Consider the following 18872-nt stretch of genomic DNA (forward strand, 5'->3'; position numbering starts at 1 on the left):
TTCCTTCCCCCTTTTACACCGTCTTTGAAATTTTAATAAGTTCTTTAAGTTTAATTTTGTTACCATTATGAAGTATTAGAGTTTCATAAACCTTTGCTACAAATTTAAATAATAAAACTATGGTTATTATTTGTAATGCAATAGCAGCTAATACAAGTGGTAAGGTTACCTTTCCGATTAAAAGGGCACCAGGTAATATGAAAACTGAGGACAAAGGGAATAAGAAAGAGAATATAACAAAGCCATTAATTCCCGATGCCATTAATACACTGGCAGCACCCATTCCAATATATGCTCCAATTAAGTTAATAAAGGTGAACATTGTAAGTCCTTCACTCAACTCTTCAAGCCTGCTTATAGATGCTCCTGCAAGGCCAGCTAAGGTGGCATAAATAATCATTCCAACGGCAATTAATATTAAACAGAAAATAATATTAGTTAAATTTAAATTCTGAAAAATATTTTTGGGGAGATACTGAGAAAGTACACTTTCTCCACTACTTGAAGATAAACCACTTGTAATCCTATTGGAAATAAATAATGCTACTATCATAGATACAACTTGAAACAGAACTGCAGTAAGCATGCCAAGGATTTTACCAACTATTATAGCTAGTGGTTTAACAGATGTTAGTAGATATTCAATAACTCGAGTTGATTTTTCAGTAACTATAGAGGAAGCAATTTGTGTGCTTGCCATTATGTTAACCATCATAACTATAAATAGGATTCCATATATAAACCAGTACTCGCTATCTGATATAGAGGTATCTTCTTTTACAACTTCTACACCATTAATATCAGTGATAAACACATTAGTTTTTACTTCTGCATTAATCATATCTAACTGGCTACTATTTACTCCAAGTGCATTAAGTTTAATAGTTTGAAATTCCTTTTTTATAGAATCTGAAAGGGTATTTAAGTTGCTTTCTTTAACTGGTCCCTTGGTAGCTTTAACAAATTCTAAAGAATACTTATCTTGAACTTCACTAATAGTTAGTATTATAGATTCTTGTTCACTTTTTTCAATTCTTTCAGATACCACATTATAGTCATCCCTCATTGGTTCAAAAGAAATATTCTTTAATTTTTCATCATGAAGAACACTTTTAAAATCTATAGATGAAATATTAGTTTTATTATTCACATAAACTTTTTTCACTGTATTAAGAGATGTTGAATCTGAGTTATCCTTTGAAGTAAGAGTACTTACAATGGGCATGGAGATTAGCATTAATACAATGATTATGGCATATGAAATAATAAAGGCTTTACTTCTTAAAGTTTGTTTAAGGGTAAAAGTGAAGACATCCTTCCAACCAGTAAGACTATTCTTTTTCATTAGTGTCGCCTACCTTTTCAATAAATATTTCGTGCAAGGAGGGTTCACGAAGTTCGAATTTAATTACGGGAATCTTATCTTCAATAAGTTTTGTTAAAAATTGCATTGCATGATCTTCGTTTTGAACTCTTAAATGATACTCACTTGGTGTTTTATTTACAATGTCTAGTTCAAAGGCAGCAATATAGGAAGAAATGTCTACATCACTCTTAACAAAAAGGTTCACACGTCCATAACCTTTCTTAATCTCATTTAAATTTCCTTGAAGGACTGCTTGCCCATGATTTAATATGGTAATATCAGAGCAAAACTCTTCAATAGTAGGCATTTGATGACTGGACATAATTAGATATTTATTCTTTGAAATTTCTTCTCTAATAATTGATTTAAATAAATCAGTATTCACTGGGTCAAGTCCGCTTAAAGGCTCATCTAGAATAATTAATTCTGGATCAGAAATTAAAGTTGACATTAGCTGAATCTTTTGTTGATTTCCTTTGGACAACTGCTCTGCTCGATAGGGCTTAGGAGCTTTTTTACCTTTTACCTTAGGTGGGAATACGTACTCACTTACTGATAAACGTTCACTCCAGTATTCAATGCGACTCAGGGCAGTTTTTTTAGGCACATTTCTAAGCTTTGCAAAATACAAAAGCTGATCAAGTAAGGTGTATTTTGGATATAATCCACGTTCTTCTGCTAGATAACCTACATTGGTTTTCAAAGGATCAAGAGGCTGACCTTTCCATTGTACTTCTCCCTCATTCTTTGCCAGCATTCCTAATATAATACGTAAGGTTGTAGTCTTTCCAGCACCATTTGTTCCTAGTAGAGCATAAACTCCTGGTTTATCAATCTGAAAACTTAAGTTATCAACAACAACTTTGTCTCCGTATTTCTTTGTCAAATTCTTAACACATAAAGTCATAATATCCCTCTTTCCTGAAACACATCAGATAATTTTTCGTATAATGGATTTCATTTTTAGTAGAATTTTAAAAACCTCTCTAAAAATGCAATCCCTCAACATGGTAATTATACTATAATATTCCTCATATAAAAAGTTAATTCCATTTTATCTATGGATAGTATTAATCCATAATAAAATATCAATTAGGAGCTTCCACAAATCAAGTTAAATTTATTTACATTAATTTATAAAATCTTCAAATTGAACCTATAGTGAGGAAGCACATAAAATGATATAATGGAATATAGTGGTAATGATTTAGATTTGGAGGGGATAACAGGTCTATTTCAAAAGTAAAATATACTTTTAATAATTAATCTATAAAGGGGAAGTGTTAGATGTTATCAAAAATTAATTCAAAACAGTGTAAACAATTAAAACCCTATCAGGGTATAGGAGTGTTTATTTTAGTAATTATGGTTACAATCTTTGTAGCAGCACCTATACAAATGGTGTTTGGGATGTATGGTGTAGCTATTACAGAGATTATACTTTTATTATTAGCAATAATCCCAGCAATCCTTTTTAAAGCAAATTTTAAAGAAGTATTTCCTATAAAGAAGCCTTTACTACGTGAGATTTTTGGGGTTTTACTTATATGGGCAGGTTCTTATGTTGCCGTTCTACTTGTAACTTTAATCATTGGATATTTTTTCCCACAAGGACTTACAGATGTAAGTAGTGGATTACAGAATGTATTTACTAGTGTTCCTATGTGGGTTGCCTTTATTATTATTGCTGTTATGCCAGCTATATGTGAAGAAGCCTTGCATAGAGGACTTATTCTTTCATCACTTGGTTCAGTAAATAATAAGTGGCTTAGAGTCCTTTATATGGGGATTATTTTTGGTATTTTCCATTTAGATCCAGTTAGGTTTCTTCCTACAGCTATTTTAGGAATGGCATTGTCTTACGTTATGATTGAGACAAGAAATATTATTTTGCCAGTTATATTTCATTTCGTAAACAATGGCTTAGCAACTTTGATTTCTTTCACATCGAAATCACAGACTACAGCAGCAAATATAAATTCAGGAATGATGTTATATGCAATATCAACTTATTTCATTATTGGAGCAGTAGTGCCTTTCCTTCTACTATTTGGTTCTAAGCTAATTCATAAAAAACAAGCTAGAAATGAAGTAGAAGATGATGCCATAACACAGAAAAAAGAAAAGAAAATCATGATTATAGCAGGTATTTGTTCAGGATTAATGGTAGTACTTGGAATAGTAGTAATGGTATATGCTATTAGTACTGTTCCAATTACTGATGTTATAAAGCACTAAGTATTTCTAAATTGTAATAACTTCTAGTAGAAGAATTATAAATAAAGGTTAGTAAAATTAAACCTATAAAGTAGACACATGAAAAGAGTCTATTTTATAGGTTTATTTTTTATAAGTTCTCACTATTACAACTACTTAAACTCATAGGATAAAGTTAAATTCACATTAATTGGGTTCAATAGCGGAATATTAAATTATAGGTGTTGAAAATACCTAAGGGAACTAGGGGAAGACTACTGTAGAAGTTAAGTTTAACTATGATTTTCTTTAAATAATGGATTTCCATTTTTGAAATTGTACAATGAATTTCTCCTAAAGAAAAATTTACAAAAATACATTATAATTTTGATAAAGATGCTAATTTAGGATATAATTTCATTATGATACACAAAAGGAGGATGTTAATTAATGTATAGTTTTAAAAATGATTATAGTGAGGGGACACATCCTAGGATACTAAATGCACTTATGGAAGCTAATATGGAGCAGATGGAAGGGTATGGAGAAGATAAGTATTCTATAGAAGCTATTAGATTAATAAAAGAAAGATTACATAGGGAAGATGTTGATGTTCACTTTTTCCCAGGTGGTACTCAAACAAATTTAACAGCTATTTCAGCTTTTTTAAGACCTCATGAAGCAGCAATTGCTGCAAATACAGGTCATATACTTGTTCATGAAACTGGAGCGATAGAGGCTACAGGTCATAAAGTTATATCAATAGAAGTAAAGGATGGGAAAATTAATCCATCTCAGATTAAAGAAGCAATGGATGCACACACTGATGAGCATATGGTTAAACCTAAATTAGTTTATATTTCTAACCCTACAGAAATTGGCTCTATTTATACAAAGAAGGAATTAGAAGACTTAAGTAATTTCTGTAGAGATAACAGACTTTTTCTATATGTAGATGGTGCAAGACTTGGTTCAGCATTATGTTCTAAAGAGAATGATATTTATCTTGATGATTTAGCTAATTTAGTGGATGCTTTTTACATTGGAGGAACAAAAAATGGAGCTCTACTAGGGGAAGCACTTGTAATTTGCAAGGATTCCTTAAAAGAGGACTTTAGATTTCATATAAAGCAAAAGGGCGCATTACTTGCAAAGGGAAGAATTCTTGGAATACAATTTGCAGAGCTTTTTAAAGATAACTTATTCTTTGATTTAGCAACTCATGCTAATAGCATGGCAGAGTTATTAAAAGAAGCAGTGGTTCAGGAAGGATACTCTTTTTTAACTGATTCACCATCAAATCAAATATTCCCAATACTGCCTAATTCCATAATTGAAGGATTACAAGAAAAGTATATATTTTATGTATGGCAGAAAATAGATGAAAATAACTCGGCAATAAGACTAGTTACTTCTTGGGCTACAAAAGAAGAAGCTGTAAAGGATTTTATTGAAGATCTAAAAAGTCTTAAAAAAATATAACTAAACTTAAAGTGATAAACAATTTTGTTTATTCATCTTAAAGCAATACAAAAGATGAACTGCAAGCTGCGGTTCATCTTTTTATGCTTATTTATATAGAATGAAACAGAAATACTGTATTCTACATGAAATTAAGCACATTTTATTCAACAAAAAATGAAATATTAAAACTAAAATTTAGTAAAATTAATCCCTTTTTCTATGTTTATAATGTCTCTTAAAATTGCAGCGGCAGCAGGGGTGGTGCCCGAAGCTCCACCAATTACAGTGACTTCTCCTAAAGTATCCGATAGAAATTTTACAGCTTTGTTTTTGCCATCTACATTGTATAGAGGGTCATTGCTATAAACTTTATCTAGTCCAACAGAAAGAGTTAAGGAATTATTTATAAACTTTGCAGTTCCTATTAATTTGTATTTATACCCTAAAGTTTTTCCTTGGTGAATTTCTTCTATAGTTAAGTTTGATATTCCACTGAGGTTAACATCCTTAAGGGAAAGACTTTTATTAAAAATTGTATTACAAATTATAATTAATTTAGTGGCAGTGTCATAACCTTCAATATCTAAAGTTGGATTTGTTTCAGCAATACCTAAATCTTGAGCTTTCTTTAAAGCTTCCTCAAAGGTTAAATTATTATCTTCCATTTCATTTATAATATAATTTGAGGTACCATTTAGTACTCCTCTAACTTCTAAAATCTCAGAGCCTGCAAGGTCAAATAAAGCTGAATTTATGGATGGAAGTGCTCCACCTGTAGTACAGCCAAAAGCTAGGGTACAGTTATTATCTTGTGCTAGTTTCTTTAAGTGGTTATATTCTAATAAAATAGGGCCCTTATCTCCTGTGATTACATTTATTCCTTTAGTAAGAAGCTTTTTTATATAAGTTATGCCTGGTTCTCCAGTATCCTTATTAGTTGGAGTTAAGACTACAGCAGCATCTATATTACCATTTTCAATGACATAATCTAAAGTTATCGTAGGAGCAAAGTTAGAATACTTATAGCATTCTTTATTAAGTTCTACTTCATTAGAGAAATACTCCAGAGAAATACCCTGGGCATCAAAAATTCCTCCCTGAGAATTTAAAATAGAAATAATTTCCAAGGAAATACCATTTTTCTCAAGATTATCCCTTTTATTTTTTAGCAATTGGAAAAATGCTTTACCTACGTTTCCAAAACCAATTAATGCTATTCTCATATTAAATCCTTCCTAAACTGCTTCTATAAATATCTAATATATCATCTGCAGTAACTTCAGCTGGATGATTTTTAAGTTTTGCCTTATTATTACTCATTGCTGCAGCAAAATTATATAATTCTTCATCACTAAGAGCTATTGGCTCACCTAATACCCTTTGTAAGTAAATGCCAAAGTCATCTAAAGAGTCAAAGTTTAACAGAGTGAGAATATTTCTAACCTTAGCTTTATCACTACAGAAATTCATATACGATTTTAAAAACACACCAGTTGCTTTTCCATGAGGAACACCTTTGTTATAGGTTAAAGCATAACCCATACCGTGAGGAAGGGAGGTTCCAGCCTGTGTTATAACAATTCCAGCAATGGAAGAAACAATAAGTAAAGTTTCCCTAATATTAAACTCCAGAGTATCTTTTTCTATTTTATTAATACACTCTCCAAATAATTTCAAGCCTTTTTCAGCTAAGCCATCACTAAATATATTTGTGCTTGCAGAAAGATAACCTTCTATTAAGTGACAAAGAGCATCGATTGCTGTATTTATAGTTACCTCCTTTGGTGTATCCATTAAATAACTTGGGTCTAGCAGAGCTAAAATAGGAAATACCTTTTGGGATATACCATGTTTAGTTTGTAGCTTGTGATTAGTTAATATGGCATAAGGAGTAACTTCAGTTCCTGTACCAGCTGTTGTTGGAATTGCAACTAGAGGAAGAGCTCCTAGCATTGGAGCTAAGGTCAAGTCCTCAATTGTTGAAGAAGCATTTTTTATTAGCACTGCGGCAGCTTTAGCAGCATCAATAGGAGAACCACCACCTAAACCGATTAAAAAATCTATATGATTTTCTCTTCCTAGAGCAGAAATTTTTTCTACGGTTTCGAAAGATGGATTTTCTTCAACATCATCGAAAATTAAATAGGTAATATTAAGTTCTTGTAAAACTTCAACTAAATCTTGCAAAGAACCATTTTTCTTAGAAGAAGTTTTACCAGTTACAATTAGGGTTCTTTTACCTAACTGACATAGAGCTGAGCTATGGTTCTTTATCACTTGTTTTTCCATAATAATTTTAGTAGGCATATAAAAGATTGAATTATTCATCTATCATGTCTCCTTTAGTTATCTAAAATAAAAGAATAAATATATTAGCAAATAGTATTTATATAATTGGGCTTCAATAGATTACACATAAATATTTATGTGGGTTATAGGAAGAGTTGTCTTTTAAATCTAATATAGCATCACTGGATAAATTTCTCAACCAAGCAATACTTGAATTTATTTCCATGGAAATAAATTGTAAGAACTTATAAGTATAGTTTCTCTCAAATAGATAATTATATTACAAGGGAGGTGATTTATATGCCACAAAACAAACAAAAACAGCAAGCAAAATTACAGAGTCAAGGAAAAGAAAAGTCTAAGGCTACATCTATTAATGATACTGAACAACCAAAGGGAAGCTTAGAAAATGGATATATGCATAAGCACCCTAGTACTAAGGAAAATCAATTTAGATAATTAAATATGTTGATGTGAGAAAGAACAGCTTAGAGATTTACCTTAATGTAACTCTAAGCTGTTCTTTTTAAATTTATAAGATATATTTGATTTTTATTCTAATTATAATTATAATTCCAATTATGCAAACTATTATATAAGGTATGCATGAATAAGTTTATTTAACAACTTTGGAAGCTGGTTTGGATTAAACAAAGGTACTTTGTTACTTACCCATGCCGATAAAATGCAAGGTAGGTAACAGCTCTTTAGGAAGATGGCAAATTTGAAGCTTATAAAATGTTGTTAAAGGAATTAATATTTATGGACAATTAGTTATTTTGAGGTGATATATTGGAAGAAAGACTACAAAAATACATGGCTAGATGTGGAATTGCATCTAGAAGAAAATGTGAAGAAATAATAACTTCTGGAAGAGTGAAGGTTAATGATAAGATAGTTACAGAGTTAGGGGCAAAAATAAATAGTGAAGTAGATCAGGTTTACGTTGATGGTAAATTAGTTAAACCAGAAGAAAAAAAAGTATATATTATGCTAAATAAGCCTGAGGGATATGTATCTACTGTAAAAGATGAAAAAGGAAGAAATACAATTTTAGATTTAGTAAAGGTTGAGGAAAGAATTTATCCTATTGGTAGATTGGATTATGATACCTCAGGACTTATTCTTCTTACAAATGATGGAGAAGTATATAATAAGGTAATTCATCCTAGAGTATCGATGGATAAAGTATATATTGCTGTAGTAAAAGGACTACCAACTAAAGATGAAACAGATAAATTTAAGAAGGGTATAGATATTGGGGATTATATAACAGCTCCTGGCAGTTGTAAGATTATTAAAAAGTTTGAGAACAGCTCTGAACTAAAAATTATAATCCATGAAGGAAAGAATAGACAAGTAAGAAGAATGTGTGATGCTATTGGTCACCCAGTGATTACTTTAAAGAGAGTTTCTATTGGAGGTCTTTCCTTGGGTGATTTACCTAAGGGAAAGTGGAGATTTTTAAGTGAAAAGGAAATTCAATATTTAAAACAGGGTGGTGAGGCTAATGTTTAAATATGTTGGTGATATTAGTAACATTGCACATAATATTATTAATACCTATTGTGAGGGAAGAGAAGTTGCTGTAGATTGTACTCTTGGTAATGGATTTGATTGTGATTTTTTAAGTGAAAGGTTTAGTAAGGTATATGCTTTTGATATACAAAAGGAAGCTGTAGAGAGATATTCTCAAAAAAATAAACTCAATGTATTATTAATAGAAGATTCACATGATAATCTTGATAGTTATATTAGTGAGGGTATTGACGTAGCTATGTATAATTTAGGGTTTTTGCCTGGTGGAGATAAAAGTATTACAACAAAAAGTGAATCTTCTGTAAAAAGCATTGAAAAATCCTTAGAACTTTTAAAAAGTGGAGGGTTTATAACTATAGCTGTTTATACTGGACATGAAGAAGGGCAAAGAGAAAGTGAAGCAATACATAAATTTGTTACAACACTGCCAAAAAGTATATTTGGAGTTATGATTCATAGCTTTGCCAATAGAGATTCGAAGGCTCCATATTTAATAATAATTGAAAAGAAGTAAATATATTTATGAATAGCATAGGAAAGGTGAGTAAAATGAAGGATAAATTACAGCTTATTGCAATGAAAGAGTTTAAAGAATATGACGAAATGTATAGGGTTGTTGACTTTTTAAATAAAAATTTAAGCGATTTAAACTTAATTTTCGGAATGCATGAAAAAAATAATAAACATATATTATCTATCTATAAAGAAGAAAATTAGTATGAATAAGTAAACAAATGAATTATTTGGTTGAATGTTATGTCATTATATGTTAAAATGAATTGAAAAATTCAATTTCATGACAAATGAAGTGTAGATTTCATTTGCTTCCTGATATAAAGGGGTGTTATTATGGACAATAATAATCTTGATCTTATGAGAACCATTCAGTTAAAATTTCCGAGGTTAAGCAAGGGACAAAAACTTATAGCAGAATATATTTTAAAACATTACGATAAAGCTGCTTTTATGACTGCTGCAAAACTTGGAAGTAGTGTAGGTGTAAGTGAATCTACTGTAGTAAGATTTGCCAATGAGTTAGATTATGCTGGGTACCCTGAGCTTCAAAAAGCTTTACAAGAGCTCATCAAAAACAAATTGACTACAGTTCAAAGAATAGAGCTTTCTAATGATTTTATAAGCCAGGATAATGCGCTTAAAGGTGTGTTAAAGTCTGACATAGAAAATATTAGAGCGACTTTAGAAAAAATTAATTATTCAGCCTTTGAGAATTCTGTAGATAGTATAGTGAATGCTAAAAAAATATACATTGTAGGACTTAGAAGCTCAACAGCTCTTGCAGATTTCTTAGGCTTTTATTTAAATTTAATTCTTGATAATGTTAAAATCGTTTCTTATGGAATGAGCGATATTTTCGAGCAAATGTTAAATTTATCTCAAGATGATTGTGTTATTGGAATTGGATTTCCGAGATATGCTATGAGAACTGTGGAGGTTTTAACCTTTGCAAAGTCACGAAATGCAGATGTAATAGCAATAACTGATAGTGTATTATCACCACTTGCAGCTAGAGCTGATTACACCTTAATTGCTGAAAGTAATATGGCTTCCTTCGTTGATTCCTTAGTGGCTCCACTAAGTGTTATCAATGCTCTTATTATTGCAGTAGGATTAAGGACAAAAGATAAAATATCTCAAACCTTTAATGATTTAGAGGGAATTTGGCAAGAATATCAGATTTATTCTTATAAAAATAAAGAAGATAATAAATTTTAAAATAAGGTTGATTTATAAATCATAATAGAATATCATGTACTTGTAGCTATGAAATCGTTTTACTTCTGTGATTAAGAAATATAAACTTTTTATGAATTAGAAGGAAAAACTTAAACTACATAGAATAAATATTATGAAATGAAATTTATTTTGCAAAATCAAAATAGATTTGAAATTTTAACTTCAATTTTTTAGGAGGTAGTAAGCGTGGATATTAAAGCTTATATCGATCAAGTATTGGAAAATGTTAAAAAAAGAAACAGTGGGGAACCAGAATTTATCCAAGCTGTTGAGGAAGTTCTACATTCTTTAGGACCAGTTCTAGAGAAACACCCAGAATATGTAGAAGCTAACCTTTTAGAGAGATTCTGTGAGCCAGAAAGACAAATAATGTTTAAAGTATCTTGGATGGATGACAATGGCAAGATGCAAGTAAACAGAGGATTTAGAGTACAATTTAACGGAGTTATAGGACCATACAAAGGTGGTTTAAGATTCCATCCATCAGTTTACTTAGGAATAGTTAAATTCTTAGGATTTGAGCAAATATTAAAGAACTCTTTAACTGGTCTTCCAATAGGAGGAGGTAAAGGTGGTTCAGACTTCGATCCAAGAGGAAAATCAGATGCTGAAATAATGAGATTCTGCCAAAGCTTCATGACTGAGCTTTACAGACACATTGGACCAGACGTTGACGTTCCAGCTGGAGACATCGGAGTTGGTGGAAGAGAAATCGGATACCTTTATGGACAATATAGAAGAATCAGAGGAGCTTTCGAAAACGGAGTTCTTACTGGAAAAGGATTATCTTATGGCGGAAGCTTAATCAGACCAGAAGCTACTGGATTTGGAGTAACTTACTACTGCCAAGAAATGTTAAAACATGAAGGAACTGATTTTGCAGGAAAAACTGTAGCAGTTTCTGGATTTGGTAACGTTGCTTGGGGAGTTTGCCAAAAGGTTGCTGATTTAGGTGGAAAAGTTGTTACATTATCTGGACCAGACGGATACATATACGATCCAGCTGGAGTAACTGGTGAGAAAATAGATTACCTAGTTGAAATGTTAAAAATCAACAAAGGTGCTAGAGTTAAAGACTATGCTGACAAATATGGTTGCGAGTTCTTCGAAGGACAAAAACCATGGAATGTTAAAGTTGATATCGTAATCCCAGCTGCTACTCAAAACGATGTTCAATTAGAGCATGCTAAACAAATCGTAGCTAACGGAGTTAAATATGTTTGTGAAGCTGCTAACATGCCTTGTACAAACGAAGCTGTTCAATACTTCTTAGACAACGGAGTTATTGTAGGACCAGCTAAAGCTGCTAATGCAGGTGGAGTTGCTACTTCTGCTCTTGAAATGTCACAAAACAGCATGAGAATGTCTTGGACTGCTGAAGAAGTTGATGCAAAACTTCACCAAATCATGGTTAACATCTACAACAACTGTAAAGATGCATCAGAAGCTTATGGCTTTGGATACAACTTAGTTGCTGGAGCTAACGTAGCTGGATTCGTTAAAGTTGCTGAAGCTATGCACGCACAAGGAAATTACTAATCCTAATATAATGATTAGAGAGAGTTCTGTTGAATTCTCTCTTTTTTTAAGTTTAATACATTAGTAATTGTGTATTGATATATACTATTAAGTGTAAGTTTAGTAGATTATACTTAAATTTGGCTATGGAAATTAATAAGCATTATTCTAACAATACAATTAATTAATTCCGTAGTAAGAATTAATGGGAATAATACTTTCTTCATCCGTTGTTTACGAGCTAAATAAATTTAAACATTTATTTTAAATGTCTAATATAGATAAATAATATTTGAATAAGACTATGGTTACCTAATATTAAGTTGAATATTTCTAGAATTTGTATTAAATTATAATATAGGGAATTAGTTGTAATTTAGGTATCTGAAAATAAATAACAAGTCAAAGATGTGAAGGATATTTTGAGATCACAAGCAAGCTTGTGCCGACATGGAAATAGGTTCCTTAGAAGTTGTGCTATCAAAGGGTTCTGTTGACGCAGTATAACACAAAATAGACGAGGATACTGACTTATTTATTCTTTGAAGATGCCTTAAATGATAAAGTAATTAGGTGGTGATTTTATGTCTAAGGTCATAGTTATTGGTGGAGGTCCTGCAGGAATGATGGCAGCAATCACTGCTAGTGATAAAAATGAAGTTATACTAATTGAAAAAAATAATAAACTTGGAAGAAAGCTTTTTATAACTGGAAAAGGAAGATGTAATGTAACTAATGGAAAAGAGATAGGGGAGTTTTTTGATTACATACCTACTAATCCAACTTTCTTATATAGTTCATTATATAGTTTTACTAACGAAGATACTATGAAGTTTTTTCAAAACAAAGGTGTAAAGCTTAAGATTGAGAGAGGGGATAGAGTATTCCCTGAGTCAGATAAATCTTCAGATATTATTAGAGCCATGGAATCTGAGCTAAGAGATAAAGGAGTAAAGATTTTATTAGATTCAAAAATAAAAGAATTTGATATAAAAGAAAATAAAATTAGAGCTGTTATTTTGAGCAGTGGAGAAAGAATTGCTGGAGATCATTTTATTTTAAGCACAGGTGGAGTGTCCTATCCTCAAACAGGGTCTTCAGGAGAAGGGTTAGAAATTGCTGAAAACTTGGGTCATAAAGTGGTTGAGTTAAAACCATCATTAGTTCCAGTGGAAATTGAGGAACCATGGGTAAAGGAGCTTCAAGGACTTTCTTTAAAAAATGTTGAATTATCCCTAAAGAGTAAAAGTGGCAAGACTGTGTTTAAGGATTTAGGGGAAATGGTATTTACTCACTTTGGTATATCTGGACCTTTAGTGTTGAGTGCTAGTAGTTCAGTTAAAAAACAAAATCCATATAAAATAATAATTAATTTAAAGCCGGGCTTAAAAGAAGATGAACTAGATAAAAGAATACAAAAGGATTTTAACTTATATATTAATAAAGATTTTAAGAATTCCCTAAATGATCTTTTTCCAAAAAAACTAATACCAATTATTATTAAACTAAGTGGTATAGATGAAAATCAAAAGGTAAATACAATAACTAGAGAACAAAGAAAATCCCTTGTGAATTTAATACAGAACTTAACCTTAACAGTAAAGGGGTTAAGACCGGTTGAGGAAGCTATTGTAACCTCAGGAGGAATTGATACTAAGGAAATAGATCCATCTACAATGAAGTCTAGGATTATTGATAATTTAAGTTTTGCAGGGGAAATTATAGATGTAGATGCTTATACCGGTGGTTACAATGTCCAAATTGCGTTGTCTACTGGATATATTGCAGGAAGTAAGTTAGGTGATTAAGATGATTTCAATTAGAGGTGCTACAACGGTTTTATGTAATTCACAAGATGAAATTAAGAGCAAGACCATAGAGTTAATTAATGAAATCATTACAGTTAATAATTTAGATGTTGAGGAAATCCACACAATGATATTCTCATGTACTGACGACATTACATGTGGATATCCTGGAGCTTTTGTAAGAGAGTATTTCAATATGAAAACCCTTTCTATTATGCATTTTAATGAAATGAAAGTGGAAAATTATCTTAAGTTTTGCATTAGAGTTTTAATACTTTCTAATGAACAGAAGGAAAGTGTCAAGTTTATTTACTTACATGATGCTAAAAGCTTAAGAAAGGACTTGAATCAGTAGGGAGAGGAAGATTTAAATGAAAATAGCTATTGCCATAGACGGACCAGCAGGTGCGGGAAAAAGTACTATAGCAAAAATTATAGGAGATAAATATAACTTAATGTATATAAATACAGGGGCAATGTATAGAGCTGTTACCTTATGTGCCATGAATGAAGGAATTGAGCCACATCAAGTTGAAGAGCTTTGCAGACTAGTTGATTCCCTTGAGATGCATTTTGATAAGGAAAATCTTATAGTTAATGGAGTAGATGTAACTAGTGAAATTACCATGCCCCTTATAAGTAATAATGTATCTAACTATGCAGCTATAGCTGAAATTAGAGCAAAACTCGTAGAGTTACAAAGAAATATATCCGAAAAATATAGTGTAATAATGGATGGAAGAGATATTGGTACTGTGGTATTAATAAATGCAGACTTAAAGTTCTTCTTAACTGCTAGTGCAGAGGAAAGAGCAAGAAGAAGATATGAAGAGCTTAAGGGAAGAGATATAGAAGTAGAGTACAACACTATTTTACAGGATATTATAAAAAGAGATTATATGGATACGCATAGAGAGGTTGATCCTCTTACTAAAGCTGAGGATGCAGTTGAAATTAACTCTTCTGATTTAGATATAAATGGGGTAGTAAATGTAATTTCTGATTATATAGATAAATATTTAGCTAATAAATAAAAAAACATTAGTTAACTTTATTTTTCTTCAAATGTTTTGTGAAAAGGACTTGGAGCTATTTCTATGATTTTGTGCAATTATAATATATTAATAATATAGCTCATTACTTAGCACAAGTTTTATAACTAATTAATACTAGGATGTGATACCATGAAAGAAGTAGTATTAGCAGATAAAGCAGGTTATTGTTTTGGGGTAAAAAGAGCAGTGGACTCTGCTTTAAGGCTAAGAGAACAGCACAATAAGCCTATTTATACTTTAGGACCATTGATACATAATAATGATGTAGTTAACTTTTTAAAAGACAAAGAAATTTATTCTGTTGAACTAGATGAAATAGATAAGCTTCAAGTTGATGATGTGATTATTATAAGATCTCATGGTGTACCTAAGAATGTATTGGATAAACTTAAAAATCATAAGGTGGTTGTTGAAAATGCTACTTGTCCTTATGTGAGCAATATACAACAGAAGGTGGAAAAATATTATAAAGAAGGCTATTCTATTATAATTGTAGGTGATAAAAGTCATCCTGAGGTGGTAGGAATTAATGGATGGTGTAACAATTCAGCAATTATATCTAAAAATGGAGAAAATCTAGAGGAAATACCTAGAAGGGTTTGTGTAGTTTCTCAAACTACAGAAAAGCAAAGCAACTGGGAAAAGGTTTTAAGTAAAATAATAGGCTCAGCAAAAGAACTTATAGCATTTAACACTATTTGCAGTGCTACGGAAGTAAGACAGAAGTCTGCAGAGGAAATATCTAAAGAAGTAGATGCAATGATTGTAATTGGTGGCTTTAATAGTTCTAATACAACAAAGCTATATGAAATATGTAAAAATAACTGTGATAATACCTATCATGTAGAAAATCTTAATGGATTACCACGTGAAATTTTAAACAATAATAAAATAAAAAAAATTGGAGTTACAGCTGGAGCATCAACACCGGACTGGATAATTAAGGAGGCTATTGAAAAAATGAAAGATGAAAAAGTATTAAATGGAGAAGAAATGGAATTATACGAACAGTATTCGAAAGACAATGTAAATATTAGTGTGGGGAAAATTCTTGAGGGAGAAGTATTTAAGGTAAATGATAAAGAAGCTTATTTAACTATAGGCACTAAATCGGAAGCTATTTTACCGATAAATGAATATACAAAAGAAGAAAATGCATCACTAAAGAATTTTCTAAAATCAGGAGATAGAATTAGGGCTAAAGTTATAAATAGAAAAAATACTGATGGTCTTGTAGTGCTTTCTACTATTGAAGTTGAGAGACAAAAATTATATGAAGATTTAAGAGTTGCTTTTGAAAATAAAGAAGTAATAGAAGTTGTAGTAAAAGAAGAAGTTAAGGGTGGATTAGTTGCAAGCTATAAAGGAATAAGAGTATTTATTCCAGCATCTCATCTAGAGTTAAATAGAGTAAGCAATTTTAAAGCTTATGTTGGTAATACAATTAATGTTCAATTAATAGAATTTGAAAGACAAAGAAATGGAATGAAAATTGTAGCTTCTAGAAGAGATATTCTTAAAGGTGAAAAGGAAACTAAAGAAGTAGAAACTTGGAATAACTTAGAAGAAGGCCAAATTGTTGAAGGTATAGTAAGAAGAATATCTAATTTTGGTGCTTTTGTAGAAGTTAATGGTGTAGATGGTTTGCTTCATAGCTCAGAAATTTCATGGAATAAGGTTAATAACCCTAATGAGCTATTAAAAGTTGGAGAAAAGGTTAAAGTATCTATCCTTACAGTTGATAAAGAAAATAAAAAGCTTTCTTTAAGTATAAAGAAACTTTCAGAAAATCCTTGGAATAACATTAAAGAAAAGTATCCTGTAGGTAACATAGTTTTAGGAAAGGTAGTAAGATTTGCTAAGTTTGGTGCTTTCGTTGAATTAGAGCCAGGGGTTGATGGATTAGTTCATATATCTCAAATAAGTAAAAATAGAATAGAAAGCCCTGAAGAAGTATTAAAAGTTGGAGAAGAAATTAAAGCTATAATAGTTGACGTAAATGAAGAACAAAAAAGAGTAGCCCTTAGTATTAAAGCTTTGGAAGAAATTTAATTAAATTACAGAGATAATATTATAAAAGTAGTGTGAATAAATCTAGTAGCATTACTTTTATAATATTTATTAAATTGCTTAATAATATAGAATTTAAATTATCAGTTTACTAACACATGAACTTAAAGTAGTTCTATTAAGGGTTTTAATCTCATGTAGCTTATCTATGTTATACAATGTATTTTAAGAGGTATATACAATAAGGTTGTTAAGCAAAATTAACTTGTTCTTTATTCAATAAAATAGAGGACTTAAGAATATACTTTAAGGAATTTTGAATAATATTGACTTTTTGTGTATTTTTGATAGAATTTATTTATCTGTTTAAATTTAGTGAGGGAGGTATGCTGTTAATGAATGAACTAGGACGCCATATTTTAGCTGAAATTTATGGATGTGATGCTGAAATATTAAATGATAAAGAATTAATAGAAAGAAACATGGTAGAATCTGCACTTAAGGCTGGAGCCGAAGTAAGAGAGGTTGCCTTTCATAAATTTAGTCCTCAAGGAGTAAGTGGGGTAGTAATTATTTCTGAGTCCCATTTAACAATACATACATGGCCAGAACTTGGATATGCAGCTGTTGATGTATTTACCTGTGGAGATAGAATAAATCCTTGGGATGCATGTAATTATTTAACAGAACTATTAAAAGCAAAAAATATGACTGCTACAGAAGTTAAGAGAGGGATTTTTGAACATCCAGTTTCTGTGAAAGCATCAAATATATAAAAGTCATCATTTTGGTGACTTTTTTCTTTTGGGTTGATATATTTATAGTATTTATGGATAAAATTACCATAAATGTAGTATAATATGTAATGATTCAAAATAAATATTGGTTAAGAGGAAGCTATGTATAAATGGGAAGGCTTAAATAATACAAATATAAACTTAATAAAAAATATAAATATTTCTGATGAGTATGACTTGCAGGCAAATTTAAGCAGTGTTTTAAATTCTAATAATATATTAAAAAGGTTTTTGCTCTGGAGAAATATTAAGTTTTTAAAGCTTAAAAGTCAGTATGTGGGGTTTATTTGGTTTAATAAACTAAGTAATAACAGATATAAAATAAATTCAATATTTGTAATGTCAGAATTCAAAAGTTTAGAAAACTATAAGGCTCTATTAGGTGCTATAAAGAAAAATTCAATTGCAACCTACTTTTGTAAAAGCTCTGATATTGAGTATTACATTTTTAAAAAACTAGGATTTGATAAGAAAAGAGCTATAGTAGAAATGAAAAAGACTCTAAAATTTTTTGAAGAAGTAGAATGTGATTTGCCAATTTCATTTTATAGGTTTCAAAAAAATAAAGACGAGAAATTACGTTGCAATGTTCAAAATCAAATATTTTCTGATTTAAGTCGTTATCCAATTGATGAAGAAGATGTATATTTTGAAGAAAATCAAAAATATTATCTTAATGATGGCTGTATATTTATAAAGCATGAGGAAAGTGTAGTTGGTTATGGACAAATTATAATAGACAAGGGTAAGGCATATCTTGTAAACTTTGGTATATTAGAAAAGTACAGAGGAAAGGGGCTTGGAAAATTACTTTTAAATTATCTCTCCAATTTATGTTATAACATGGGGTATAAGGAGATTTACTTAAAATGCAATGAAAGTAACTCTATAGCACTTCAGCTGTATGAAACAATGGGGTTTATGCAATGGGATTTAACTTATGAGCTTTATAAAATAGTTTAATACTATTATGAAATTTAATCCTTAGATAAAACAAGCCATGGATAAAAAAGGTTGAATCTTTATCATCCATGGTTTCTATATTATTGGAGACTTTTACATACTATTCAGCAGC

Annotated in this window: 18 protein-coding genes; 14 read left to right on the top strand and 4 right to left on the bottom strand. The window is 30.6% G+C overall.

Translation table 11 applies throughout. The features are described from left to right. Nucleotides 1-13: 13 nt before the first annotated feature. Nucleotides 14-1345 (bottom strand): ABC transporter permease, encoded by a 1332-nt coding sequence (locus tag J2Z44_RS02255; RefSeq protein WP_021283921.1) that lies wholly within the window; start codon nt 1343-1345, stop codon nt 14-16. Next, nucleotides 1332-2273, bottom strand: a complete 942-nt coding sequence (locus tag J2Z44_RS02260; RefSeq protein WP_021283922.1) for an ABC transporter ATP-binding protein — start codon at nt 2271-2273, stop codon at nt 1332-1334. Before J2Z44_RS02260 ends, J2Z44_RS02255 begins: the two co-directional genes overlap by 14 nt. A gap of 380 nt (nt 2274-2653) precedes the next feature. Here J2Z44_RS02260 and J2Z44_RS02265 point away from each other — a divergent pair, with 380 nt between their 5' ends. Both J2Z44_RS02265 and J2Z44_RS02270 read left to right on the top strand, forming a co-directional pair. Further along, nucleotides 2654-3604, top strand: coding sequence for a CPBP family intramembrane glutamic endopeptidase (locus J2Z44_RS02265; protein ID WP_021283923.1), 951 nt, complete (start codon nt 2654-2656; stop codon nt 3602-3604). 408 nt (nt 3605-4012) lie between these two features. Further along, the gene (locus tag J2Z44_RS02270) at nt 4013-5044 is read left to right on the top strand and encodes a threonine aldolase family protein (protein WP_209649309.1); all 1032 of its coding nucleotides are present in this window, start codon (nt 4013-4015) and stop codon (nt 5042-5044) included. A 170-nt stretch (nt 5045-5214) separates the two neighbouring features. Here J2Z44_RS02270 and J2Z44_RS02275 read toward each other — a convergent pair whose 3' ends face one another. Together J2Z44_RS02275 and J2Z44_RS02280 are read right to left on the bottom strand one after the other, a co-directional pair. Continuing rightward, the gene (locus J2Z44_RS02275) at nt 5215-6249 is read right to left on the bottom strand and encodes a homoserine dehydrogenase (protein ID WP_021283925.1); all 1035 of its coding nucleotides are present in this window, start codon (nt 6247-6249) and stop codon (nt 5215-5217) included. 1 nt (nt 6250) lies between these two features. Beyond that, nucleotides 6251-7354: an iron-containing alcohol dehydrogenase family protein gene (locus J2Z44_RS02280; protein WP_021283926.1), complete on the bottom strand. Its 1104-nt coding sequence runs from the start codon at nt 7352-7354 to the stop codon at nt 6251-6253. Between the two features lie 261 nt (nt 7355-7615). On the opposite strand from J2Z44_RS02280, the gene J2Z44_RS02285 reads away from it, so the two are divergent. The 12 genes from J2Z44_RS02285 to J2Z44_RS02340 all read left to right on the top strand — a co-directional run bounded on the left by J2Z44_RS02285 (nt 7616) and on the right by J2Z44_RS02340 (nt 18760). Further along, nucleotides 7616-7774 (top strand): hypothetical protein, encoded by a 159-nt coding sequence (locus J2Z44_RS02285; RefSeq protein ID WP_021283927.1) that lies wholly within the window; start codon nt 7616-7618, stop codon nt 7772-7774. 333 nt (nt 7775-8107) lie between these two features. Then, a complete protein-coding gene (locus J2Z44_RS02290) occupies nt 8108-8833 on the top strand; it encodes a pseudouridine synthase (RefSeq protein WP_021283928.1) in 726 nt (241 codons plus the stop codon). Then, on the top strand, nt 8826-9368 hold the full coding sequence (mnmM, locus tag J2Z44_RS02295; RefSeq protein WP_021283929.1) for a tRNA 5-(aminomethyl)-2-thiouridylate-methyltransferase MnmM: 543 nt from the start codon (nt 8826-8828) through the stop codon (nt 9366-9368). The genes J2Z44_RS02290 and mnmM overlap by 8 nt, the downstream gene beginning before the upstream one ends. Nucleotides 9369-9403: 35 nt before the next feature. Beyond that, entirely contained in the window at nt 9404-9571 is a 168-nt protein-coding gene (locus tag J2Z44_RS02300; RefSeq protein ID WP_082206953.1) for a DUF4264 family protein, read from the top strand. A gap of 132 nt (nt 9572-9703) precedes the next feature. Continuing rightward, nucleotides 9704-10588, top strand: coding sequence for a MurR/RpiR family transcriptional regulator (locus J2Z44_RS02305; protein WP_021283931.1), 885 nt, complete (start codon nt 9704-9706; stop codon nt 10586-10588). 207 nt (nt 10589-10795) lie between these two features. Continuing rightward, nucleotides 10796-12148 carry an NADP-specific glutamate dehydrogenase gene (gene gdhA, locus J2Z44_RS02310; RefSeq protein WP_021283932.1) on the top strand — a complete coding sequence of 451 codons (1353 nt, stop codon included), beginning with the start codon at nt 10796-10798 and terminating at the stop codon, nt 12146-12148. Between the two features lie 563 nt (nt 12149-12711). Further along, on the top strand, nt 12712-13935 hold the full coding sequence (locus J2Z44_RS02315) for a BaiN/RdsA family NAD(P)/FAD-dependent oxidoreductase (protein WP_021283933.1): 1224 nt from the start codon (nt 12712-12714) through the stop codon (nt 13933-13935). Nucleotide 13936: 1 nt separating this feature from the next. Continuing rightward, nucleotides 13937-14290, top strand: coding sequence for a chorismate mutase (gene aroH / locus J2Z44_RS02320; RefSeq protein WP_031271595.1), 354 nt, complete (start codon nt 13937-13939; stop codon nt 14288-14290). Nucleotides 14291-14306: 16 nt separating this feature from the next. After that, nucleotides 14307-14969, top strand: a complete 663-nt coding sequence (cmk, locus tag J2Z44_RS02325) for a (d)CMP kinase (RefSeq protein ID WP_021283935.1) — start codon at nt 14307-14309, stop codon at nt 14967-14969. A 150-nt stretch (nt 14970-15119) separates the two neighbouring features. After that, a complete protein-coding gene (locus tag J2Z44_RS02330; protein ID WP_209649310.1) occupies nt 15120-17042 on the top strand; it encodes a bifunctional 4-hydroxy-3-methylbut-2-enyl diphosphate reductase/30S ribosomal protein S1 in 1923 nt (640 codons plus the stop codon). A 353-nt stretch (nt 17043-17395) separates the two neighbouring features. Then, complete coding sequence (gene speD, locus J2Z44_RS02335) at nt 17396-17776, top strand: adenosylmethionine decarboxylase (protein WP_021283980.1); 381 nt, start codon at nt 17396-17398, stop codon at nt 17774-17776. Between the two features lie 123 nt (nt 17777-17899). Then, nucleotides 17900-18760, top strand: a complete 861-nt coding sequence (locus J2Z44_RS02340) for a GNAT family N-acetyltransferase (protein ID WP_021283981.1) — start codon at nt 17900-17902, stop codon at nt 18758-18760. The last annotated feature ends 112 nt before the right edge of the window (nt 18761-18872 follow it).

Source organism: Clostridium punense (genome assembly GCF_017874425.1).
GTDB classification, from domain to species: Bacteria; Bacillota; Clostridia; order Clostridiales; family Clostridiaceae; genus Clostridium_J; species Clostridium_J punense.

Bases quoted from the DNA above. Each gene is read 5' to 3' on its own strand.
- J2Z44_RS02255 (WP_021283921.1), bottom strand. From the start codon at position 1,345: ATGAAAAAGAATAGTCTTACTGGTTGGAAGGATGTCTTCACTTTTACC.
- J2Z44_RS02260 (WP_021283922.1), bottom strand. From the start codon at position 2,273: ATGACTTTATGTGTTAAGAATTTGACAAAGAAATACGGAGACAAAGTT.
- J2Z44_RS02265 (WP_021283923.1), top strand. From the start codon at position 2,654: ATGTTATCAAAAATTAATTCAAAACAGTGTAAACAATTAAAACCCTAT.
- J2Z44_RS02270 (WP_209649309.1), top strand. From the start codon at position 4,013: ATGTATAGTTTTAAAAATGATTATAGTGAGGGGACACATCCTAGGATA.
- J2Z44_RS02275 (WP_021283925.1), bottom strand. From the start codon at position 6,249: ATGAGAATAGCATTAATTGGTTTTGGAAACGTAGGTAAAGCATTTTTC.
- J2Z44_RS02280 (WP_021283926.1), bottom strand. From the start codon at position 7,354: ATGAATAATTCAATCTTTTATATGCCTACTAAAATTATTATGGAAAAA.
- J2Z44_RS02285 (WP_021283927.1), top strand. From the start codon at position 7,616: ATGCCACAAAACAAACAAAAACAGCAAGCAAAATTACAGAGTCAAGGA.
- mnmM (WP_021283929.1), top strand. From the start codon at position 8,826: ATGTTTAAATATGTTGGTGATATTAGTAACATTGCACATAATATTATT.
- J2Z44_RS02300 (WP_082206953.1), top strand. From the start codon at position 9,404: ATGAAGGATAAATTACAGCTTATTGCAATGAAAGAGTTTAAAGAATAT.
- J2Z44_RS02305 (WP_021283931.1), top strand. From the start codon at position 9,704: ATGGACAATAATAATCTTGATCTTATGAGAACCATTCAGTTAAAATTT.
- J2Z44_RS02315 (WP_021283933.1), top strand. From the start codon at position 12,712: ATGTCTAAGGTCATAGTTATTGGTGGAGGTCCTGCAGGAATGATGGCA.
- aroH (WP_031271595.1), top strand. From the start codon at position 13,937: ATGATTTCAATTAGAGGTGCTACAACGGTTTTATGTAATTCACAAGAT.
- cmk (WP_021283935.1), top strand. From the start codon at position 14,307: ATGAAAATAGCTATTGCCATAGACGGACCAGCAGGTGCGGGAAAAAGT.
- J2Z44_RS02330 (WP_209649310.1), top strand. From the start codon at position 15,120: ATGAAAGAAGTAGTATTAGCAGATAAAGCAGGTTATTGTTTTGGGGTA.
- speD (WP_021283980.1), top strand. From the start codon at position 17,396: ATGAATGAACTAGGACGCCATATTTTAGCTGAAATTTATGGATGTGAT.
- J2Z44_RS02340 (WP_021283981.1), top strand. From the start codon at position 17,900: ATGTATAAATGGGAAGGCTTAAATAATACAAATATAAACTTAATAAAA.